The 22030-nt window shown below is 42.5% G+C and carries 22 protein-coding genes, 2 rRNA genes, 1 pseudogene and 2 riboswitches (1 of these 27 only partly in view); of the genes and pseudogenes, 7 read left to right on the top strand and 18 right to left on the bottom strand.

Annotated elements, in window-relative coordinates:
* Positions 1 to 362 (bottom strand): 23S ribosomal RNA (locus BV11031_RS02230) (it extends 2566 nt beyond the left edge of the window).
* Between the two features lie 170 nt (positions 363 to 532).
* Positions 533 to 2082, bottom strand: a 16S ribosomal RNA gene (locus BV11031_RS02225).
* Together the 16S and 23S rRNA genes form the textbook arrangement of a ribosomal RNA operon.
* Positions 2083 to 2543: 461 nt before the next feature.
* A riboswitch (TPP riboswitch) is annotated at positions 2544 to 2645 on the top strand.
* A 100-nt stretch (positions 2646 to 2745) separates the two neighbouring features.
* On the opposite strand from BV11031_RS02225, the gene thiT reads away from it, so the two are divergent.
* Positions 2746 to 3324: an energy-coupled thiamine transporter ThiT gene (thiT, locus tag BV11031_RS02220; RefSeq protein ID WP_010329765.1), complete on the top strand. Its 579-nt coding sequence runs from the start codon at positions 2746 to 2748 to the stop codon at positions 3322 to 3324.
* A 42-nt stretch (positions 3325 to 3366) separates the two neighbouring features.
* On the opposite strand, the gene BV11031_RS02215 is transcribed toward thiT, so the two are convergent.
* Genes BV11031_RS02215 through BV11031_RS02205 form a run of 3 tightly spaced genes read right to left on the bottom strand, consistent with a single transcriptional unit; the run spans position 3367 to position 5984 of the window.
* Positions 3367 to 3888 carry a GNAT family N-acetyltransferase gene (locus BV11031_RS02215; RefSeq protein WP_010329766.1) on the bottom strand — a complete coding sequence of 174 codons (522 nt, stop codon included), beginning with the start codon at positions 3886 to 3888 and terminating at the stop codon, positions 3367 to 3369.
* A gap of 17 nt (positions 3889 to 3905) precedes the next feature.
* A complete protein-coding gene (gene floT / locus BV11031_RS02210; RefSeq protein WP_010329767.1) occupies positions 3906 to 5441 on the bottom strand; it encodes a flotillin lipid rafts scaffold protein FloT in 1536 nt (511 codons plus the stop codon).
* Between the two features lie 18 nt (positions 5442 to 5459).
* The gene (locus BV11031_RS02205; protein WP_026014495.1) at positions 5460 to 5984 is read right to left on the bottom strand and encodes an NfeD family protein; all 525 of its coding nucleotides are present in this window, start codon (positions 5982 to 5984) and stop codon (positions 5460 to 5462) included.
* 169 nt (positions 5985 to 6153) lie between these two features.
* On the opposite strand from BV11031_RS02205, the gene BV11031_RS02200 reads away from it, so the two are divergent.
* The gene (locus BV11031_RS02200) at positions 6154 to 6642 is read left to right on the top strand and encodes a DinB family protein (RefSeq protein ID WP_010329769.1); all 489 of its coding nucleotides are present in this window, start codon (positions 6154 to 6156) and stop codon (positions 6640 to 6642) included.
* 4 nt (positions 6643 to 6646) lie between these two features.
* On the opposite strand, the pseudogene BV11031_RS02195 reads toward BV11031_RS02200, so the two are convergent.
* From BV11031_RS02195 to betB, 3 genes and pseudogenes are all read right to left on the bottom strand, one after another.
* A pseudogene (locus BV11031_RS02195) lies at positions 6647 to 7224 on the bottom strand (MOSC domain-containing protein).
* 88 nt (positions 7225 to 7312) lie between these two features.
* On the bottom strand, positions 7313 to 8521 hold the full coding sequence (gene gbsB / locus BV11031_RS02190; protein ID WP_010329770.1) for a choline dehydrogenase: 1209 nt from the start codon (positions 8519 to 8521) through the stop codon (positions 7313 to 7315).
* A gap of 16 nt (positions 8522 to 8537) precedes the next feature.
* Positions 8538 to 10010: a betaine-aldehyde dehydrogenase gene (gene betB / locus BV11031_RS02185; RefSeq protein ID WP_010329771.1), complete on the bottom strand. Its 1473-nt coding sequence runs from the start codon at positions 10008 to 10010 to the stop codon at positions 8538 to 8540.
* Positions 10011 to 10208: 198 nt separating this feature from the next.
* Here betB and cudC point away from each other — a divergent pair, with 198 nt between their 5' ends.
* The 4 genes from cudC (at position 10209) to ktrB (ending at position 14141) form a co-directional block, all read left to right on the top strand.
* Entirely contained in the window at positions 10209 to 10751 is a 543-nt protein-coding gene (cudC, locus tag BV11031_RS02180; protein WP_129550676.1) for a transcriptional regulator GbsR, read from the top strand.
* Between the two features lie 206 nt (positions 10752 to 10957).
* The gene (bslA, locus tag BV11031_RS02175) at positions 10958 to 11503 is read left to right on the top strand and encodes a biofilm surface layer hydrophobin BslA (protein ID WP_010329773.1); all 546 of its coding nucleotides are present in this window, start codon (positions 10958 to 10960) and stop codon (positions 11501 to 11503) included.
* 403 nt (positions 11504 to 11906) lie between these two features.
* A riboswitch (cyclic di-AMP (ydaO/yuaA leader) is annotated at positions 11907 to 12055 on the top strand.
* Between the two features lie 73 nt (positions 12056 to 12128).
* Positions 12129 to 12797 (top strand): potassium uptake protein KtrA, encoded by a 669-nt coding sequence (ktrA, locus tag BV11031_RS02165; protein WP_010329774.1) that lies wholly within the window; start codon positions 12129 to 12131, stop codon positions 12795 to 12797.
* 6 nt (positions 12798 to 12803) lie between these two features.
* The gene (gene ktrB / locus BV11031_RS02160; RefSeq protein WP_010329775.1) at positions 12804 to 14141 is read left to right on the top strand and encodes a Ktr system potassium transporter KtrB; all 1338 of its coding nucleotides are present in this window, start codon (positions 12804 to 12806) and stop codon (positions 14139 to 14141) included.
* A gap of 34 nt (positions 14142 to 14175) precedes the next feature.
* On the opposite strand, the gene BV11031_RS02155 is transcribed toward ktrB, so the two are convergent.
* From BV11031_RS02155 to BV11031_RS02145, 3 genes are all read right to left on the bottom strand, one after another.
* Positions 14176 to 14439 (bottom strand): YiaA/YiaB family inner membrane protein, encoded by a 264-nt coding sequence (locus BV11031_RS02155; protein ID WP_010329776.1) that lies wholly within the window; start codon positions 14437 to 14439, stop codon positions 14176 to 14178.
* Positions 14440 to 14547: 108 nt separating this feature from the next.
* Complete coding sequence (locus BV11031_RS02150; RefSeq protein WP_010329777.1) at positions 14548 to 15396, bottom strand: glucosaminidase domain-containing protein; 849 nt, start codon at positions 15394 to 15396, stop codon at positions 14548 to 14550.
* Positions 15397 to 15541: 145 nt separating this feature from the next.
* The gene (locus BV11031_RS02145; protein ID WP_010329778.1) at positions 15542 to 17077 is read right to left on the bottom strand and encodes an MFS transporter; all 1536 of its coding nucleotides are present in this window, start codon (positions 17075 to 17077) and stop codon (positions 15542 to 15544) included.
* Between the two features lie 710 nt (positions 17078 to 17787).
* Here BV11031_RS02145 and BV11031_RS02140 point away from each other — a divergent pair.
* Entirely contained in the window at positions 17788 to 18129 is a 342-nt protein-coding gene (locus BV11031_RS02140; protein WP_010329779.1) for a YolD-like family protein, read from the top strand.
* Between the two features lie 42 nt (positions 18130 to 18171).
* Here BV11031_RS02140 and BV11031_RS02135 read toward each other — a convergent pair whose 3' ends face one another.
* The 7 genes from BV11031_RS02135 to BV11031_RS22850 form a co-directional block, all read right to left on the bottom strand.
* The gene (locus BV11031_RS02135) at positions 18172 to 18609 is read right to left on the bottom strand and encodes a type II toxin-antitoxin system PemK/MazF family toxin (protein ID WP_010329780.1); all 438 of its coding nucleotides are present in this window, start codon (positions 18607 to 18609) and stop codon (positions 18172 to 18174) included.
* Positions 18593 to 19234 (bottom strand): type II toxin-antitoxin system antitoxin SocA domain-containing protein, encoded by a 642-nt coding sequence (locus tag BV11031_RS02130; protein WP_010329781.1) that lies wholly within the window; start codon positions 19232 to 19234, stop codon positions 18593 to 18595. The genes BV11031_RS02135 and BV11031_RS02130 overlap by 17 nt, the downstream gene beginning before the upstream one ends.
* Positions 19235 to 19612: 378 nt before the next feature.
* On the bottom strand, positions 19613 to 19843 hold the full coding sequence (locus BV11031_RS02125; protein WP_010329782.1) for a MerR family transcriptional regulator: 231 nt from the start codon (positions 19841 to 19843) through the stop codon (positions 19613 to 19615).
* Positions 19821 to 20063, bottom strand: coding sequence for a hypothetical protein (locus tag BV11031_RS02120; protein ID WP_010329783.1), 243 nt, complete (start codon positions 20061 to 20063; stop codon positions 19821 to 19823). Before BV11031_RS02120 ends, BV11031_RS02125 begins: the two co-directional genes overlap by 23 nt.
* Before the next feature lie 28 nt (positions 20064 to 20091).
* Positions 20092 to 20235: a hypothetical protein gene (locus BV11031_RS22600; RefSeq protein WP_010329784.1), complete on the bottom strand. Its 144-nt coding sequence runs from the start codon at positions 20233 to 20235 to the stop codon at positions 20092 to 20094.
* A 130-nt stretch (positions 20236 to 20365) separates the two neighbouring features.
* Positions 20366 to 20920 carry an SMI1/KNR4 family protein gene (locus BV11031_RS02115; protein WP_010329785.1) on the bottom strand — a complete coding sequence of 185 codons (555 nt, stop codon included), beginning with the start codon at positions 20918 to 20920 and terminating at the stop codon, positions 20366 to 20368.
* An 18-nt stretch (positions 20921 to 20938) separates the two neighbouring features.
* Complete coding sequence (locus BV11031_RS22850; RefSeq protein ID WP_010329786.1) at positions 20939 to 21919, bottom strand: HNH endonuclease signature motif containing protein; 981 nt, start codon at positions 21917 to 21919, stop codon at positions 20939 to 20941.
* Between the last annotated feature and the right edge of the window lie 111 nt (positions 21920 to 22030).

Raw genomic sequence — 22030 nt, 5'->3', positions numbered from 1 at the left:
GCGGGCCTTTCCAGACCTCTTCATCTACCTCGTTCCTTTGTAACTCCGTACAGAGTGTCCTACAACCCCAAGAGGCAAGCCTCTTGGTTTGGGCTAATCCCGTTTCGCTCGCCGCTACTCAGGGAATCGCATTTGCTTTCTCTTCCTCCGGGTACTTAGATGTTTCAGTTCCCCGGGTCTGCCTTCTCATATCCTATGAATTCAGATATGGATACCACTCCATTACGAGTGGTGGGTTTCCCCATTCGGAAATCTCCGGATCAAAGCTTGCTTACAGCTCCCCGAAGCATATCGGTGTTCGTCCCGTCCTTCATCGGCTCCTAGTGCCAAGGCATCCACCGTGCGCCCTTTCTAACTTAACCGTTAAAAAGAATCACTATGTGATATCTTGTCTTACTAATTGAATGTGATGTCTACTGTTATCTAGTTTTCAAAGAACACGTTTCGAAGGAATGATCCTTCAAAACTAAACAAGACAGGGAACGTTCTGTTTATAAGACCCAAGGTCTTATATTCCGTAATATATCCTTAGAAAGGAGGTGATCCAGCCGCACCTTCCGATACGGCTACCTTGTTACGACTTCACCCCAATCATCTGTCCCACCTTCGGCGGCTGGCTCCTAAAAGGTTACCTCACCGACTTCGGGTGTTACAAACTCTCGTGGTGTGACGGGCGGTGTGTACAAGGCCCGGGAACGTATTCACCGCGGCATGCTGATCCGCGATTACTAGCGATTCCAGCTTCACGCAGTCGAGTTGCAGACTGCGATCCGAACTGAGAACAGATTTGTGGGATTGGCTTAACCTCGCGATTTCGCTGCCCTTTGTTCTGTCCATTGTAGCACGTGTGTAGCCCAGGTCATAAGGGGCATGATGATTTGACGTCATCCCCACCTTCCTCCGGTTTGTCACCGGCAGTCACCTTAGAGTGCCCAACTGAATGCTGGCAACTAAGATCAAGGGTTGCGCTCGTTGCGGGACTTAACCCAACATCTCACGACACGAGCTGACGACAACCATGCACCACCTGTCACTCTGCCCCCGAAGGGGATGTCCTATCTCTAGGATTGTCAGAGGATGTCAAGACCTGGTAAGGTTCTTCGCGTTGCTTCGAATTAAACCACATGCTCCACCGCTTGTGCGGGCCCCCGTCAATTCCTTTGAGTTTCAGTCTTGCGACCGTACTCCCCAGGCGGAGTGCTTAGTGCGTTAGCTGCAGCACTAAGGGGCGGAAACCCCCTAACACTTAGCACTCATCGTTTACGGCGTGGACTACCAGGGTATCTAATCCTGTTCGCTCCCCACGCTTTCGCTCCTCAGCGTCAGTTACAGACCAGAGAGTCGCCTTCGCCACTGGTGTTCCTCCACATCTCTACGCATTTCACCGCTACACGTGGAATTCCACTCTCCTCTTCTGCACTCAAGTTCCCCAGTTTCCAATGACCCTCCCCGGTTGAGCCGGGGGCTTTCACATCAGACTTAAGAAGCCGCCTGCGAGCCCTTTACGCCCAATAATTCCGGACAACGCTTGCCACCTACGTATTACCGCGGCTGCTGGCACGTAGTTAGCCGTGGCTTTCTGGTTAGGTACCGTCAAGGTGCCGCCCTATTTGAACGGCACTTGTTCTTCCCTAACAACAGAGCTTTACGATCCGAAAACCTTCATCACTCACGCGGCGTTGCTCCGTCAGACTTTCGTCCATTGCGGAAGATTCCCTACTGCTGCCTCCCGTAGGAGTCTGGGCCGTGTCTCAGTCCCAGTGTGGCCGATCACCCTCTCAGGTCGGCTACGCATCGTTGCCTTGGTGAGCCATTACCTCACCAACTAGCTAATGCGCCGCGGGTCCATCTGTAAGTGGTAGCCGAAGCCACCTTTTATGTTTGAACCATGCGGTTCAAACAAGCATCCGGTATTAGCCCCGGTTTCCCGGAGTTATCCCAGTCTTACAGGCAGGTTACCCACGTGTTACTCACCCGTCCGCCGCTAACATCAGGGAGCAAGCTCCCATCTGTCCGCTCGACTTGCATGTATTAGGCACGCCGCCAGCGTTCGTCCTGAGCCAGGATCAAACTCTCCATAAAGTAATGGAGCGCAGATTAAGTTCGTCACATCCTGTGACAACATCTGCATGACCTGCATCGCGCAGGCCCCTGACTACGCACATCGCTGTGCGATTTATAAAAATGAATTAACAGGTACGTTTTGTCTTGTTTAGTTTTCAAAGATCATTTCGTTGCCTCTTAATGAAGCAGCTTTACTAATATAACATTTCGCTTCCATTTCGTCAACAACTTTTTTCAAATTGTTTTGAAGCTTCTTGTTTTGTCCGCTGTGCATCAGCGACGTTTAATAATATAACATCTGCATTTATTTATTGCAATAGTTTTTCTAAAAAAATCTATAAAATAAATAAACTATAATCCTCGGCATATCGTCCCTTCATGTCTTTAGCATATAACTATGTTAAAAGAACATATACATTCAATAGTGTGACCTTGTTGTTTTTTTCTCTTTTTAGTATAGTAGAAACGAATTAAATATTGATAACCACAAGGGGAGCATTAAAGCTGAGAGTGAGCGGTTACGTTCTGACCCTTTGAACCTGTTAGTTAACGCTGGCGTAGGGATGTGGCAAAGTCAAATGAATTGCAGATTGTAAAGCAGTGCGTGGAACTTTTCTCATCCTTCCGCGTGCTGCTTTTTTGTTGTCCTTTTGGATTGTCTATCAATGGAAGGGGATTTTTATGAATCAATCTAAGCAACTGGTTCGCCTTATTGAAATTGCAATTATGACTGCGGCTGCTGTTATTTTAGACATCGTCTCAGGAATGTTTCTCCGAATGCCTCAAGGAGGCTCGGTCTCCATCATGATGATTCCGATCTTTTTGATTTCGTTTCGGTGGGGTGTAAAAGCAGGCCTTACTACCGGCCTGCTGACAGGACTAGTTCAAATAGCAATCGGAAACTTATTCGCACAGCATCCTGTACAGCTATTTCTGGATTATATGATCGCATTCACAGCAATTGGGATAAGCGGCTATTTCGCTTATACTGTCCGCAAAGCAACGGCAGCAAAAAATAAAGGGAAACTGATTGTTTCAGTGGTCAGCGCAGTTTTTATCGGCAGTTTCCTGCGTTATGCGGCACACGTCATTTCAGGAGCTGTGTTTTTCGGCAGCTATGCTCCAAAGGGAACGCCGGTATGGATTTATTCATTAACTTATAATGCTACTTATATGGTTCCTTCATTCATCATCTGTGCAATTGTCCTTTGTTTATTATTTATGACAGCACCGCGTTTGCTTAAAATAGACAAAGCCTAACGTGACAACCCCCAGCGCAATCCGCTGGGGGTTGTTTTTTTGTTATCTGTTAAGAGATGTTTTCAAAGCAGAAAGATCCGGCCAGCCAAACCCTATTTCTTTCAGCCTTTCTCCTGCAATTTCAAAGCTGTCCTCCGCTTTTCTTTCAGGAGAATAGGCTTGATAAAATGAAATCGAGGGGTTTTGCTCAATTACCCAAACAAACATGTTTGAAAAGCCATGATGAAGCAAAAACTCTGCTCCTTTTGCTAAGAGCGCTCTGCCTGCACCTTGCCGCTGATGCTCCTCTAAAAGGTAAATCGCGTATAGCTCGCTGTCATAGCCTTCTTGTTCAGACCGAATAGGGCCAAATGAAGCAAAGCCGAATATTGAATCTTTTTCATCTTGAGCGACAAATACACCCTTTAACGAGCGGCTTTTCCATTTGTCTTCAAATTCCTTGTAGTCCAGGCCATTTAAGTAGTCAGCCGGGATGATGCCGCGATATGTTGTTCTCCAGCTGTCGACATGCACTTTTGCAATGTCTATTATATCCTCTAACTTTGCCTCTCTCACAGTTGCCATTTGGTTCTATCCTTTCATTAGTCATTCTTCTCTTGTTTGGACCCGTTTGCTTCTTTTATTTCATTTGTTAATTCGTGAAGGCTTTGTTTTACGTTTCCTTTTCCTGAAAAGTTCTCAATCATTTCTTTTACATCAATTCCCGATGAGGCTTTTAAGCTTTCTTGAAGGCTTGACATTAAGTTTGTCGCATAGCTGGTTACTTTGTTGGCGCCGCTTGAATCACTGCTTCCCCCTGTATCAACAACAGTGATTTTATCAATATTTGAAAGAGGTGATGCCACTTGTTTTGCGTATTCCGGAAGCATTTTTACGATCATATCGAAAATCGCAGCCTGTCCGTACTGTTCAAAAGCAGCGGCGATTTTCTCTTTTGCTTCCGCTTCCGCCAAACCTTTTAGACGGATAACCTCAGCTTCTGTTTCCCCTTTCGCTTTTTCAGCTTCTGCTTTTGCAAGTCCGTCAATTCTGACTTTCTCGGCCTCTGCCTTCGCCATTGCTTCTATACTGTACTTCTTGGCATCAGCTTCCGCGAGCTGTTTGGCTTTCTCAGCTGCGGCGGACTGCTCGACTGAATAACGGTCTGCATCGGCTTTTTTCTTTACCTCTGAGTCGTATTGGCGCTCCCGGCGAAGAATTTCTTTTTCTTCTAGTTCTATTTGTTTTTGGCGTTCAATAATTTTAACCTGCATTTCCTGTTCGGTGACTTGCTGGCGCGCTCTGGCAGTCTCTAAATCATATGCCTGGTCGGCATTCGCTTTTGCCGTATCTTGTTCTCTGCGGTATTCGGCTATTTTGAGCTGATTGGTTTTTTCAGCTTCAGCGATTTCCGTCGCCCGTTCAAGTTCTGATTTTTTTGCATCTTTATCGGCTTCTGCCCGCTTAATCCGGGTTTCTTTATCAGCCTCTGCTGTTGCGATATCAGCATCGCGTTTTACTTGAGCGATTCTCGGTTTCCCTAATGATTCAAGATAACCGTTTTTATCACGTACATCCTTAATGGTAAAGGAAACAATCACAAGCCCCATTTTTGCGAGATCCTGTGAGGCCACACGCTGCACCTCTTGAGAAAATTTTTCTCTGTTTTTATAGATTTCTTCAACCGTCATCGAGCCGAGAATGGAACGAAGATGGCCTTCTAAAACCTCACGCGCTTCCTGCTCACGGTCATCTTTTGATTTTCCTAAAAATTGTTCAGCCGCTGTAGCGATTTCTCCTATAGAACCGCCGATTTTAATAATCGCAGTTCCATCAGCCATTACTGGAACTCCTTGTTCGGTATAGACTTCAGGTGTCGAAACATCAAGTTTGCTTGATAATAGGCTTAGCGGCTCTGCCTGCTGGAAGACGGGAAGGACAAAGGTTCCTCCGCCGCGGACGATTTTAAGACGGTTGCCGCCTTCATCGACATGAACATTTTTATTTCCTAGATAGCTCCCCGTTACGATTAACGCTTCATCTGGTCCTGCCGTACGATACTTTGTGATAAAAACGGCTACCAGTGCAATGAATAAAAAGAATACAACTCCGATGACAATTATAATCGGCATTGTCATTTTACATTCCTCCTTGTTTTAAATAGGTTCATGCGGAGTAACCAAAAGAACTCCGTTGTTGATATCTACGACCAAAACCGTTGTCCCGTAACTGATCTGCTGATTCTCAAAGCTGACCGCTGATTTCGAGATGGTGCCGCCTATTCCTTCAATGACCACTTCACCAAACCCGTCTATAGGAACAGCGGTAATCACTTTGCCGACCCTTCCTCTTAGATCATCTTCTTTATAAACCAGTGATTCTTCTGCGGATGATAATGGGACCAGAACAAAAAAGTGAAGCAATATCACAAGGATAATCGAAAGGATGCAAGAGAAAAGCGCGATCAACAGGTGGGATAGGGGCAATATGAGTTCGCCTATATATCCGCCTGCTGAAAAACATGTAAAAAATGCGAGCGCCAAAGTCGGATTAAGAAAGGGAATGCCTTCTGACAGCCCTGCAAACACATCTCCGAAAAATAGAAATAATAGCGTAAGACTGCCCGCAATCATAAGCGTATAAAGATAAATCGTTTGTATAGGGACGCCAAACAACTCCAAATTCCTCATCCTTTCTGCATCAATGCATTGATGAACGGCTGCCGTTACCATTTATACGAGACATAACGAAAAAGGTTTCGAAATTTTTAGATAAAGTGTGCCATTTTGAAGTGCTTTATAAATGATAATTGCTTATATATATGGTAATGTCACTTTAGGAGGAGATATGATGAGTATCTTTAATGAAGCCAGATTAGAAACGTGGAACGAAGTCAAAGGGCTTTCTGACGAAAAGCTGAATCAAAAGCCTTCTGCTGAAGAATGGAGTATACGGGAAGTTCTTGATCATTTGAAAAAAATCGATATGGCCGCACAAATCATGCTGAAGGAGCGTGTAAAGGAAGCTCCTGTTAAAAAAGTTGAAGCGAAACCGCTTGAAGCTGCACAAGACAGAAACAATAAGCGAAAAGCCCCGAGTCACCTTGAGCCTGAGCATGGATTTAAGTCAGGCAGCCAAATGAAACGCGAGCTTGATGTGGTGAGAGAACAGCTGACGGCGGCAATTGCCTCTCTAAAAGAAGAAGATTTTGAGAGAGTGCTTCCGCATCCTGTGTTTCAAGAGTTGACTATCCGCCAGTGGATCGATTTTATCGGCCACCATGAAAAGCGGCATCTCAGCCAGATTAAAGAAATTAAAGAAAAGGTGGAAAGGGCCTGATTATTCAGACCCTTTCTGCTTTTCGTTTGGCTTTCCTATGATAGGAATGGACCTCTATTTCATCTCCAGCATAAACAGCGCCTGGCCTCTCAACAATACAGACAATCCCTCTTATGCCCAGTGCGTGGCGGACGAAAGCAGACGCCAGCTTCGGCTTGTCCGGATAATAAGACTGAATGACTTCTCCCGGCTGGATACACGGATCATTTTCTCCCTCACACAGCAAAGCGGCACCGCTCGGAAAAATGAGGCGGCTCCCTTCTTTTAATGAGGTAAAATCGTGGATTACGCTGACTGCGATATTCGCTCCGAGCCATTCCGGCAAAATACTCGGAACTTCCATTTTTAAAGCCAGCTCGTCACATTCCTCTATCGAAAAATTGAAACTTGTCTGCGATTGAAAATTTCAGTTCCCCTTGAAAACATTGGTTCTCTGGCTCCCGCTTTTTTGGTCAGTCCAAAATGCAAGTCACCGGGGATGCCGCCATAATCAATATCGAACTTGTCCTTCCGCTTGGTTACGAAGCTTTCTGTATCTGCAATATACAAGCCTTCTGTTTTTGCAGCCATACGCTTCCACATCATTCGGCACCTACCTTCTTCCTTAGCATTTCCATTTATTTTTCATTATCCAAAAAAATCCCGCTCTGTAAAGGAGCGGGACATCGTGTTATACCGTTTTAGGCGTAAGGTTAAAGCAGCGCTTGTAGATCCAATTGTATGCTTTTTCATTTAAGTCTCTAGGGTTTCCAAAGGTTTGCGGATCTTTCATCGCTTCTTTAGACAAGCGTTCGATCATATCAGGTGATACTCCCTGCTCTTCTAAAGTCGGCACTTCTAAATCTTCGACCAGATCATACATCCAGTTGACAGATGCTCTCGCTGCTTCTTCTGTTGTCATATTGCTAGTGTCAATACCGAACGCTTTCGCAATACGTGCAAATTTCTCAGGGTAGCCCTTCCAGTTGTATTCCATGACAGGTCCCATCATCGCGGCGACACATTGACCGTGAGCGACCGGGATAATACCGCCAAGCGTCTGGCTCATCGCATGAGCCGCTCCCGCTGATTCACTGCCGTAAGAAAGTCCCGCTAGCATCGCAGCCTGCGCCATTCCGTATCTTGCTTCCAAATCCTCTCCGTCAGCAAATGCTCTTTTAATGTAATGAGCGGCATATTCAATTGCCATTAAAGCAACTGCATCCGTGATTGGCTGTGCAAATCTCATTGTATAGCACTCAATGGCATGTGCAAGCGCATCAATTCCTGTCATGGCTGTTACATGCGGAGGCATTGAAACATGGAGCTCAGGATCAATGATGGTCAGGTGCGCTGCGATCAGCGGACCGCCTGTATTAAATTTGAATTCTCTTTCTTCATCTGTGATAACCGCCCATTGGGTTACTTCTGATCCTGTGCCAGCTGTTGTCGGAATTGTCGTCAGCGGAGGAATACGGTTTTCCAGCGGTTTTTTTCCATCTGCCGCTTCATAATCAAGCACGCTTCCTTCGTGAGTAGCTTCTACTCCGATTGCTTTTGCAGTATCCATGGAGCTTCCGCCTCCGACTGCCACCAATCCATTACAGTTCTCTTTTTTGTAAAGCTCAGATCCTTCATTCACCAGACGGACAGGCGGATTTGGCTCTACTTTATGAAAGAGCACCACTTCAATGCCCGCTTCTTTAAGTGATTCGATAACAGGATCAACGACGCCGGCTTTATAAATCCCAGGGTCTGTGACAAGGAGTGCTTTCGAAACGCCCAGCGCAGCTATTTCTTCACCCGTTTGCTTGACGGCTCCGATCCCGTGCTTAATCACAGTCGGAATTTCAAATGTGTGGAATTTGTGCATGCTTTCTACTTTCATATTTAATGTCATTATTCATCTCTCCCTCTTATGAATTGAACCAATTAACCGCTGCCGGTTTTGTATTGCGATATACATGTTTGACTTCTGTGTATTCTTCGAGGCCTATTTTTCCAAGCTCGCGTCCGAATCCGGACTGCTTATAGCCGCCCCATGGCGCCTGCGCAAAGTATGGATGGAAATCGTTAATCCAAACGGTTCCCATTCTCAAGCGGGCTGCAACGCGTTCGCACTTTTCAATATCTTTTGACCATACCGCTCCGGCCAAGCCATAGATCGTATCATTCGCAAGCGCAATGACCTCTTCTTCCGAGCTGAAGGTTTCGACTGTCAATACAGGACCGAAAACCTCTTCCTGAACAATTCTCATATCAGATTTACAGTTTGAGAAAATAGTAGGCTCATAGAAAAAGCCGTTTTGAAGCTCAGGGTCTTCCGGCCGTTTGCCTCCTGTCTCGAGCTTCGCGCCTTCTTTTATTCCAACCTCTACATATTTTTCTACCTTCGCCCTATGCTCTGCCGAAATAAGCGGACCGCTTTCTGTGTCTGCGTCAAAACCATTTCCGAGTTTTATGCGTTTTGTCCGTTTGACGAGCTCTGCTAAAAATTGATCGTGAATGGCATCTTCAACAAGCAACCGGGAACCGGCGGAGCATACTTGGCCGGCATGGAAAAATACAGCGTTTAATGCCTGATCGACAGCAACTTCTAAATCTGCGTCTTTGAAAACGATATTGGGATTTTTCCCACCCAGTTCAAGTGCGATTTTTTTGACGTTACCGCTGGCTGCCCGCATGATTTTTTTGCCTGTTTCGATTCCCCCTGTAAATGAAACCAAATCGACGTCTTTATTTGCTGCGAGCTCGTCACCCACTGTGGCTCCAGGTCCAAGGACAAGATTTGCGACACCTTTTGGAACGCCCGCTTCTTCCATTAGCTTGAACACTTGGATTGTTGTTAGCGGCGTGATCTCACTCGGCTTCATGACGATCGTATTGCCCGCAGCCAGTGCAGGCGCGATTTTCCAGCTCGCTTGCAGAAGCGGATAATTCCAGGGCGTAATCTGGCCGCAAACCCCGATTGGCTCTCTAATGATTTTGCTTTCTGAATCAGGGATCGGAGATGAAATGATCTCTCCGCCATCTTTGTCTGCCAATCCGGCATAATATTGAAAAACATTGGCGATATCGTCCATATCAGCCTTACTTTCTTCGAGTGTTTTTCCCGTATCAAGGGATTCAAGCTCAGCCAGCTCATCAAGGTCACGCCTGATTAATTCCGCAATTTTCAGAACAATCTTTCCGCGTTCAAGCCCGGATAGAGATGACCATTCTCCTTTGTCAAAAGCTCTTCGCGCGGCTGCGATTGCCTTGATGGCGTCCTCTCGCTCTCCCTCGCTTACGGTTGCAATTTCTTCTTGATTAAATGGATTGATAATGTTGCGGATCTGCTCTTTTTCAGCACTGATCCATTCACCGTCAATGTATAATGTTTGACTCATATAAGCCTCCTTGACGAAAATAAAGTTTGTTAAATAAAAATTTAACGTTTTTAACAACATTAATCTAACATATGGTTTTTAAACTGTCAAAGCCTCATTTTGATTTTTCTTTTTGACTTTTCTTTATGTTTCGTTAAGATAAAGATCATAAAGAAGTAACTTAACGAATTTAACTTTCTAAAGGAAAAGAGGGTCAGTATGGATGAAAATCCAGAATTTGCAGCTATAGAACAGGCTCGGGATCTTGTTATCGACTCCATTGCTGAAACGATGGATCTTTACGGAATTACCCGCAGTGTCGGCATTTTATATGGGACGATGTATATGCGTGATGAGATGACGCTTGACGAAATGCGTGAAGAGTTGCAAATGAGCAAACCAAGCATGAGCACAGGTGTCAAAAAGCTTCAGGATTTAAATGTGGTGAAAAAAACATTCCACCGGGGCATCCGCAAGCATACATTTGTGGCTGAAAAAGATTTCTTCAAGTTTTTTACAAATTTCTTCCCGCCTAAATGGGAACGGGAAGTTGAGGTAAATGTAGCGGCAATTGAAGAAGCTCAGGCTGATTTACAAGAGGTTTTAAACAAGGAAGGCCTCAATGAGGACATCAAAAATGAAGCCCTGCAGTTACACGAGCAGCTGGAAAGCTCCAGAGCCTACTATGATTGGCTGAAACGGCTTGCTGAATCGGTGCAGAGCGGAGAAATTTTTAAGTTTATACCAATCGAAAAAAAGTAAAGAAGAAAACGCCCGGTTGCTCGGGCGTTTTTCTGTTCATTTACATGTAATTACTACAAATTTGAAAAATACGGGAAAAACACCCCATTTACTTCCAAAAAGTTTGATGGTAATTTTATGTAGGTAAAATTTGTATTTGGCCGTTCAGAGGAGGTGAACAGCGAGCAGGCCTGTATATTTCATAACTTTTTAGGGGGAATTTTATTATGAAACGCAAATTATTATCTTCTTTGGCCATTAGCGCATTAAGTCTCGGTTTACTCGTTTCTGCACCTACAGCTTCTTTCGCGGCTGAATCTAAATCAACTTCCGCTCATACTGAGTCTACTATGAAAACACAGTCAACAGCTTCATTGTTTGCAACAATCACAGGAACCAGCAAAACGGAATGGTCTTTCTCAGATATTGAATTGACGTACCGTCCAAATACGCTTCTCAGCCTTGGCGTTATGGAATTTACTTTGCCAAGCGGTTTTACTGCAAATACAAAAGACACAATGAACGGGCGTGCGTTGCGTGAAACACAGATCCTTAATAACGGAAAAACAGTAAGAATCCCTCTGGCGCTTGATTTGTTAGGAGCTGGCGAATTCAAATTAAAACTGAATAACAAAACTCTTCCTGCCGCTGGTACATATACTTTCCGTGCGGAGAATAAATCATTGAGCATCGGAAATAAATTTTATGCAGAAGCCAGCATTGACGTTGCTAAACGCAGCACTCCTCCAACTCAGCCATGCGGCTGCAACTAAACATTGAAGACCGGTTAACGCCGGTCTTTCAGATTGTTGACAAAGTCATAAAACGGTTTTCGTTTTATGACTTTGTCATCTTTTCAGCGTGATTGAAAACCCTTGAAGTCTAGGAAGGACGAGCATTGGAACAGACTTCCGCAGGATGCGGTGACAGGGGCGGTTGAGCAGGACGCTCTAGCTTTTAGCCGCTGATCTTTTTTCACGTGAGCACCAACGCGCAGGACTGACAACGAATGCGAGGGTTTGTCGACATGCTGGAAGACCGGTTAACGCCGGTCTTTTTTTGCGTTTTGCCCTCCCCTTTCCCCTCTATTTCCAATTATCTTTTTTCTTGATAAAAATTTAAATTGACAAACTCTAGAAACAGGAGTAAATTCTTGAGTGTTCAATTTCATATTAGTCTCTTTTACCGCTTAATCAAACACGAACGGGGGAACCAACGATTGGCTGTTTTATTCACAGCCTAGGGGTGAATCTTACTTAGTAAGAGGGGGTACTCTGAATCCCTAATCCGACAGCTAACCTCGTAGGCGTATCCAGAGAGGAGGTCTATTAACGGCCATTCTTCGAGATGGTCTTTTTTGCTTCAAAAACGTTACTTTTACTAAGGGAGTTATGAACATTGGGAAAAATAAAAAATAAGCAATTTGCCGTGATCGGGCTCGGCCGATTTGGCGGAAGCATTTGCAAAGAGCTGCACAGAATGGGGCATGAGGTCCTTGCAATTGATATCAGCGAAGAAAAGGTAAATGCTTACGCTTCTTACGCAACTCATGCGGTGATTGCCAACGCTACCGAAGAAAACGAATTGCTATCATTAGGAATACGCAATTTTGAATATGTGATTGTAGCGATCGGAGCGAATATTCAAGCAAGTACCCTGACGACTTTATTATTAAAGGAATTTGACATCCCGAATATTTGGGTAAAGGCTCAAAACCATTATCACCATAAGGTGCTTGAAAAAATCGGCGCTGACCGTATTATTCACCCTGAAAAGGACATGGGCGTCAAGATCGCACAAAGCCTTTCTGATGAGAATGTATTGAATTACCTTGATTTATCTGATGAGTACAGTATTGTCGAGCTCCAGGCAACAAACAAGCTTGACTCAAAATCAATTTTCGATCTGAATGTAAGAGCGAAGTACGGCTGTACCATTCTGGCCATAAAACATCATGGAGATATCCGTCTATCTCCCGCATCTGAAGATATCATTCACGAACAGGATTGCCTGGTGATCATGGGGCACAAAAAAGATATTAGACGTTTTGAAAACGAAGGGATGTAGACATAGGTGACACTTCAAAAGGATAAAGTGATCAAATGGGTTCGTTTTACACCGCCTCAAGTGCTTGCAATTGGGTTTCTTCTGACCATTATCATCGGGGCTGGACTGTTAATGCTTCCGATTTCTGCAGTGAAGCCATTGTCATGCATAGATGCCCTTTTTACCGCAGCTTCCGCTACCACTGTAACAGGGCTTGCAGTTGTCGATACCGGTACAGAATTTACGGTTTTCGGGCAAACTGTCATCATGGCCCTGATTCAGATCGGCGGGCTTGGATTTATGACTTTTGCTGTTTTGATTGTCATGATATTAGGGAAGAAAATCGGATTAAAAGAACGAATGCTTGTTCGTGAAGCCTTGAACCAGCCGACAATCGGCGGCGTCGTAGGTCTCGTCAAAGTCCTGTTTCTGTTTTCCATCAGTATTGAGTTAATAGCGGCACTCATCTTATCCATTCGGCTTGTGCCCCAGTACGGCTGGGCATCCGGCTTGTTTGCCAGCCTGTTTCACGCAATTTCGGCTTTTAACAATGCCGGGTTTTCATTATGGCCGGATAATTTGATGAGCTTCGTTGGTGATCCTACAATTAATCTCGTGATTACGTTTTTATTTATCACAGGAGGGATCGGATTTACAGTTCTGTTTGATATCATGAAGAATCGGCGATTTAAAGCCTTTTCTCTTCATACGAAAATCATGCTTACAGGCACCTTGATTCTGAATGCAGCTGCTATGTTTGTGATCTTTATTTTGGAGTATAGCAACCCCGGCACGCTCGGTCACCTGCATATAGGAGATAAATTGTGGGCTTCCTATTTTCAAGCTGTGACGCCGAGAACCGCCGGCTTCAATTCTCTTGATATCGGAAGCATGAGAGAAGGAACGATTGTATTTACGTTATTATTGATGTTTATCGGAGCAGGCAGCGCTTCAACGGCGAGCGGCATTAAGCTGACTACGTTCATCGTGATTTTGATGTCTGTGATCGCTTATTTGCGAGGAAAAAAAGAAACGGTTATTTTCCGCCGCTCCATTAAATACCCGATTATCATTAAAGCTCTAGCTGTGAGTGTCACCAGCTTGTTCATTGTGTTTTTAGGGATTTTCGCCCTGACGATCACAGAGCAAGCACCATTTATCCAAATTGTGTTTGAAACCTTTTCTGCTTTCGGAACTGTCGGTCTATCAATGGGATTGACTCCCGAACTTACAGAAGCGGGAAAATGTATCATGATTCTCATCATGTTTATCGGAAGAATTGGCCCTCTGACGTTCGTATTTTCATTCGCGAAAACAGAGAAATCAAATATTCGTTACCCTGACGGCGAGGTGTTTACAGGGTGATAGTAAAAAATCCGGCGTTCAGGCGCCGGATTTTTTATGATTCGATATGAGATTGAGTTTGTCTTTTTTCCTGCTCCGCGATGATTTCATTATCTTCTGCGTTATCACGGGTCACTTTTTGTGTAAGAATCGCACCGACCGCTACAAGTATCATAACGGCAATATAATAGCCTTTTTCATTGAGTTCCAGATTATCAGCATTATAGAGCCCGACACTAAACAAAAATACTCCCGCAAAAAAAGTGAAATAAGCTAATACTGTAAAAGCAACCGTGTTTCTCCGTCTATATTTCTGCATCTTTGTTCCCTCCTGAAAACATAGTCAATAAGTGATAACTTCCGTGGAATATTATACCTCAAATTCCCCTGAATGGAACATAGAAATAAAAATACCAGTATAAACAGCTTAGGTTGCTTCCTTTATTTCAACAGCTGAATCGTCAATCCAGCCGATGAGTTTATCATCGATTTGAAATTGGTACCATACGGACTGGCCTTTCTGCTTTTTAGATACAACCTTTATGTCCTTTCCGATGTAAGATTGGGCAGAGGTAAGTCTTATGGACCGCTCATCAGTAGAAGGCTTGGACCATACGTCTTGAACGGCGCTGTCTTTTATGGAGCCGATTAAATCCACAGATTTCAAGGATGGATTGACCTCATCGTAGGCATCTAAATCATATTTTTCCACAATAGTGCTGAGTTTGTCAGCGTAATCAGGATCTGTCGCATATCCTGCTGTTTGCAAGGCGGTTGCCGCTTCCTTATAATCCCCAGCATCAAGCACCGGTTTATATTTCTTTTTATTCCATGATGTGCCGCGGACAAACAATTGGGCATGGTCATCCATAGATTCAAAAAACGTGCTGTATTTGCGAAATTTTGCGCGAATGGTTTTCCTTTCCCCTTTTTCAAATTCATCCGTTTCCATCGTGACGTGATGGCCTTTATAATTTCCTTTTACGCCAAAAAGGTTGTTGGCCTGAGCAGCAAGCTCGCTGTTCCCCCAGTCAGATTCGAGAATGGCCTGAGCGATCGTGATGCTGGGGAGAACATGATATTTCTCATACAGAATTTGTGCATGCCCGGACAGGCTGTCAATAAATACTTGCTGTTCATCAATCTCTTCGGGTTCTTTGGCTGTTTCAATCGGCTTTGATAAAGTTGTGGCTAAAACAAAAAAGGCTAACGGAATCGATACAATGAAAAATAGTGTAATCAAGAGTCTGCGTTTTTTCAGTTTTTTACGGGCCATGAATACCTTCCTTCGAGTTAAAAGATTACGAATGTAAAAGAATCTACCTTTTAGAATTTTACTTTGACTTCTAATATTTTTCAATTCTTTAGGGAGAAAGTTGGGAAAAGAATGCAAACAAAAAACCTTTTCACTAGAAAAGGTTCTATTTTTGTAAATTTTTAAGTATAGCTCGATATTCTGTATCATGTATCACTTTATGTGATTTAGCAGCAACATTTGACACTCGATGATCTGAAACGGCCGGTTTTTCCGGAGCCGTCTTCGCGTTATCATGCGGTTTATGAGCCAGCTTGTGGCCCATACCTGTGGCGTTCATACAGAATGACAGGCAAACGAGCAGCACGCTCAGGACAAAAGAAATGAAAAAGAGATCATGATAAGCAGTCATCATAGAATCCTGTATTGAACCGCTTTGTCTGGCAGCATCTTTTTTCGTAAAAGAGCCGATGAGGATTGGAACTCCCATATAAACAAACAATCTTAAAAACTGAACAGCTGTCATTCTCTTGACCAAATCAGGCAGCGGACCGCCCATCGCAGCTCCCATCAGCCCTGCAGCGACCGTCAGCCCCGTTCCGGCGGCAAGCATGATAAACAGAACGGCATACATGTAGAGAGACGATTGACCTTGCATATGCAGCCATTGAAAATTCACCAACACGAGAAGGAGAGCGCCTATAATACCGAGCATCCCAGGTCCGACTTTATCATAAAACAGAGTGCTTAAAATGGCGGCGATCGCCACTCCGATTAAAAGAGTCAAGTTTAAAAGAATGAGTTGCCCCTGAGAAATATCATACATTTGACGGAGCAAGCCTTGAAAAGCAGAAAGGCTGACAGCTACCGTTATCGTCCCCGCAGCTATGATCAATAAGCCGAGCACCGGTTTTGGCAGCAGCATCAGTTTAATAGAAATGAAGGGGTTTTTCACTTTATATTCCACAATCAATAGAACAAGGAGCAAGCATAGCGCAACTCCAAAACCAATCCACACATAACCTGATGAAAGCCCCCATTTTTGCAGAAATATAAATGTAATCGCTGAGGCAGCGGCAAGACCCACAGATAAAATGATCCCTGCACCATCGACCGGCTGTTCTTGTTCTGCCGATCCATGATGTTCATCGTGAAGAAAGAAATAGCTCACCGCGACACCGATCAGTGACAGCGCGCCAAAGATGTAAAACAGCCATCTCCAGTGTTCGAAACTTGTTGCAATCGTTCCCAGGATCGTACCGGTAATAACAGAGCCATAAAATCCCCCGATCAAAACCAGCAGTGCATAGTTTCTGCGGTCGATCGGAAATGACAGAACAAGCATTGGAATCATGATCATCAGCATGACACCTGTAGCCGCTCCTTGTAAAAAGCGCCCTGCCGCCATCCATGCAATATCGCTGGAAAGCGCGAAGAGCAAAGAGCCAAGTATAAAAACGGGTAATGAAGCGAGATAGATCGGACGGGCGCCGAATTTTTTCCTCAGCAGCGGACCCGCCGGCACAAATAATGCAAAGGCCATATTGCCGATCAATATTAGATTCACCGCTGTGAAACCACTTGTCCCGACCGTCTTCTGAACAAGGCCTTGAACTGACGACAATGCCGTGTTAGACATTAAACCCGGGCCGACCGCTAAAACAGCGAGCAAAGAAATCACCCAATATCGTTTTGTCTTCATGTTGTCATTCCTTCCTATCAATCCATATGTAACATTTTGTTTTAAAAACAAAAGAAGCTAATAGATGTTCAAGGCCATTAGCTTCCTATCAGAGGAAATAAATATTCCGTTCTTATGTGAATAAATGAGCATATAATCAAACATTATTCCAAAACAACTATGTTTTGTCAATGGCGCAATTTTAGTATAAAACAAAAGACTGAACAGCTTTTGACTGATATCATGATTTATAGTCAAGAGAGCTTGACTTTCACTTATGAGTATCCGCTTGCTTTCTCAAGCGAATTAAACACCACTTTACAAGCTGCTCAGAAAATACTTTCTTGACATGTTCTACAAAAGTTCAGCGAACGAACCTTTTCCTGGCAAACAAAAAAACCCCTTATAGAATAAGGGTGTAAAGGTATGGAGCCAAGGGGGCTCGAACCCCTGACCTCTACGCTGCCAGTGTGGAGATGGGTTTCTGATACGAACAGACGTTTTATTCCCAAACCCTATTTTATAAGGTTTTCTTACATAAGTTTCTGATTAAAAATATTCTTTTTTGATTAAAAATGAGGAAGTTGGTCCCCAAATCGTCCCCATTTGTCCCCAAAAGGTATTATAACATACTTCGTTTACGTCCCTATGTTGCTTAATTCCTTCCAATAATTTCTCCATTGATAAAAGAACATTCGTTCGCATATAATTTAGTCAAGGAGATGATCAGAATGAGTCAAGGAATTTACGACAAGAGATGGGAACAAAAATTCATATTACCTGAGCAAAGGGCTGCACTGTTGAATAGGAAGAAAGAAGTCCAAAAGATTGAAAAACCCATTCTCGATGAATACCAGCTGGAAGATATAGCACGCACTATTTGCGAAGCGATGGAATTCAACTCGGTTCTGGTCATCGGTATGTACAGAGACGGATTTATTGAAGAAGTTACAGGACATGTTCATTACATAGATGAAGTTAAACAGAGGCTGCACGTGAAGGATTTAAAAGGGGATACGTGGTTTATTAAATTTGAAGTGATTACATCTGTAGAATTATTTAAGAAGATCTAATATGACTTTAAAAATAAACAGCTAATCTATTAGATTAGCTGTTTATGCTTCTTCTTCATATGTAAGTCCATAAAAATCTTCTATAAGTATCTGTAACTCTTCTTTTGCGTCATCCGAAATATCACCTTGATAATCAAAAAGATCAACTTTCAATATCGGTTGACTTAATTTAAGTTGTAGCAAACAATCAACTTTTACGTTATCTTTACTACTTAATAATTCCAAATCAAATAAACGCTTTAAATCAGTTCGATGGGATAAGGGCGCAACCGTAACAATCGGACAAAGTGGATGGTAGTTTTCATTGTTGTTAGAGATAACTACCACCCACCTCTCTTGGTGAACAAAACGGCTATTTGGGATTTTATCAGTTTGTGGAATTGATACATCTCTGTCATCAATTTTCCAAACCGATCCAAAATCAAATTGTCGGTTATCTCGTAGTTGTTCTCTACTTTGATACTTATGACTCGGCACCATTAGCCCTCCTTCTTGTATCTTCAAATCGTGAATATTGATCTAAGATATTGGAGTAATAATCTTGGTCCGAGCCCCGATTGCCCTGTTTTGCTTCCAATCTTTTACGTGCTTCGAGTCTTGATTGTCGGCTTGCTTTAAAGATGGGTTTTGATTTACTCATGTCAATCACCCTTCCATGAAACTGACAGTCATTGAGTTTTTCTTCCTCAATGATTTCCTTCATAGGAGGCGTAGAATAAGCTATATCCAACACTCCCCTATAGTTTTCTTTCCCTAATAAATCAACGATAAAACTTGCAACCATCTCTTCTTTTTCATCTAACGAATAGTTAGCCATGTTTTCACAATCATCGTTAATGTAGTGATCATAGGATGTGTTGCCATAATAATTTTCATACGCATGAATATTGATAATACCCTCTGCCTCTAATGCATAAGTTGCATCTACAACTGATGATTGATTAGGACCAAACTTGTAACGTTCAAAAGCCAAGTTTGTATATTGCTCCCCAAACATTTGAGTATAATAATATTCAAAAAGATAAACGTATTTCATTAAAACAGTCCGACCCAAGCTATGGTTTGTGTTTTTTAAAAAATACACCAAAAGATTTTCTAACTCCATGGTATTCAACTCCAAGGATAATATTCATAAAATGACGACCTTTAGTATTGATACTATTGTTACTATCAGTAGTATCAATACTATTGATAGGTTCATTTTAGATTAAATTTGGAAATTAAACAATGTTTTTGGTTGCATTTTTTAAAAATATATTATAAAATACTATATTTTGATTTATATTTCATCAATATACTATATATAGTGTTTTTCGGATAAAATCCAGCTTATAAAAACGAGATAAAACACAATATGTAGACAAATTGATCAAAAATAGACTTTTCATCTATATATAGATGGATGATTTTAAGTTATAAGTTATTTTATTTAGGTGGCAAACATATGACGAATAAAAAACCCTCCTCATCTTGAGAAAGGGCTTCATTCATCATACGGCCGGTACTTCTTCCGGCCGGCTTCTAATTCTTTTTTAAGGGCTTGTACATGTCCAAGCAAAAACAATGCGACTGTCCCAACCTTTTTAACCGGTTTGAGCTTTCCGGAAGTCACAAGGGTACTTAAACGCTGCCGAGTGATTCCAAGCAGATCCCCCGCTTCCGCTGCAGTCAAAACTTCTTCCTGGATAAACTTAATTTTTTCGCTTTCTTTCATGTCGGCTTTCTCTCCACATCATAATGAATCCTTTTAACAAGGTAATAACAACGGCTATCATCAATACAGTATGCGCAATCTTTCCAGACATACCCTCATCGGTCAGATCAATTGCAACGATCCCGGCAACCAATATGAGCAAAACGGCGAAATCTGCTGTGCTGTACTGCTTAAAATATTTTTTCATACTATCGTGGACGTGATATAATGGTATGAGCAAGGGGATTTCTCCCCTTGTCTCACTAGTATCAGCGCTTCTTGCTTACCCGGCGGGAGCGCTTTTTCTTTTTCTTGCTATGCTTTTCGCTTTCCTTCTGCCATATATCGTAGATGTGTTTTATGATGGTCACGATACCAGCGATAGCAAGAATCCAGTTTCTCACCTCGTCCACTTTAGCACCTCCTTTCTATACCTTAATTATATAATATCTATTTACGATAGTCAATAGGTTTAGTAAAAAAAGAGCAAGTATTTCACCTGCTCTCTCTATCTTAATAGACTGCTATTGACTGAAGGAAGGGTTAGTCCTCAGCACGGTGAGTTCTGTAATAATTCTCAGCAGTATAGATTCCCCAATCCCAAAAATTCGATCCCTGAGATAAAATATACCGATCTAAGAATATCTCAAAATTAAGTTGCATTGGTTCATAATCTACAAACCTGAGGAACCATAAATAGTTTGGATCTGTGGAAATTCTAGTTTTGTCAATTAACAAATAACATCCGTCTAACAGATGTGCGACGGGAATAAACTGAGGCTTTAAAAAACCATTTTGCATATACTTTTCAATCTCTTCTAAATTAAGAATATGCAACCCCCCACCTACATTCTCGCCGTAAATCAACAAATCAAATATTCTGGCCCCGTTATGCAGTTTTAAAAAGGTTTTATAATCTTCAGGAAGTGACACTTTTATTTTCTTCTCAAAACTCTCAATTTCTAGATCTGTTGCACCTTTAGAGAAACTACATTCTGTTTCTAAAAGAGCTCCTTCATCCCCTAAAATTTTCAAACGTCCTTTTTCATCAATTAATTCTTTTAGACCTTGGATCGTTTTTTCAACAAAAACTGTCATTGAGCCACCTCTTACTTACTAATATTTATCCCACCAACGATTTAATACGTTTTGGTGTATATCACGAGGAAGAGGGAACAAATTATCAAAGTTATTCTTTCCCCCATACTTTAACGGAAGTACATGGTGAACATCTAATGCTGACCAATTCCACTTTGGATCACCGTATTTGTCGATGTACTTCTTTATATAGTTGCCTCTTTCCTTTCTATTCCATTCTTCTCTTTTATCTGCAGGTACAACTGGGAAATTCGCTTTAGCTGGTATTGGCATTGTCTTTTTGCTGTGGTTATTTCTTATTTCTGGATACAGCCATCCTATTTTATTGGCAAGAACAGGAGCCAACGTTCCGGTGGAAGTATCAGGTACTGTTCCTTTCCAACCGGCTACCGTAGTATGTTGGGACATATAAAACTTTGTCTTTTTAGGATAATAGGACTTTGAATATGATTTACCTACTTTAATATCCTTCCCTAAGAATTCTCTGCTATGGACAAAAACCCTTCCGTATTTTCCGCTATAAGTGTTGCTATCATATAAATCGTTTCTAGCTTCAATAACTATCGGCTTTTCGCCGACTATGCTTGCTATTTTAATTGTAGTTGTGATGGATTTTTTGTTGGGGTCATATATTGTTGTGTAGGACATCGAAACTAAGCTGGCTGCTTTGGGATGTGCTTTCTCATCTTTTTTCTCAACGACTGGCACATTAACAATGTTGTTTTCTTCTTTGGCTACAGGATTTTTATAGGTTATTTCATTGTGATCACTCTGGTTAGCAAGTTGTCGTGCTTTCTTAATGACAGAAGCCTGGTCATCATTTGTGCTCTTAGCCACTCCATTCTTATCTACTGTTAAAGTTTCTTTTTCTTCAATGGTTACTGGTTTTGCTAACCCAAATGAGTTATCTTCTGATGCTTTCGTTTGTGGTGAAAATCCAATAGTAGCAATCAATAGAGTTAAGACGAGCAAACAAATCGAATTCTTTAACAATTTCATACAAATCCTCCTTAATTTGTTTTCTGATCTAACATACTATATTTTTACTTTTATTTCAACAATATGTAAATTATTTGACTGCTATATTAGGTCTTCTCAAAAGAGAAGACC

It is taken from the genome of Bacillus vallismortis (assembly GCF_004116955.1).
Taxonomy (GTDB): Bacteria; Bacillota; Bacilli; order Bacillales; family Bacillaceae; genus Bacillus; species Bacillus vallismortis.
The sequence above is the reverse complement of the archived record's forward strand: the minus strand, read 5'-3'. Positions and strand labels throughout refer to the sequence as shown.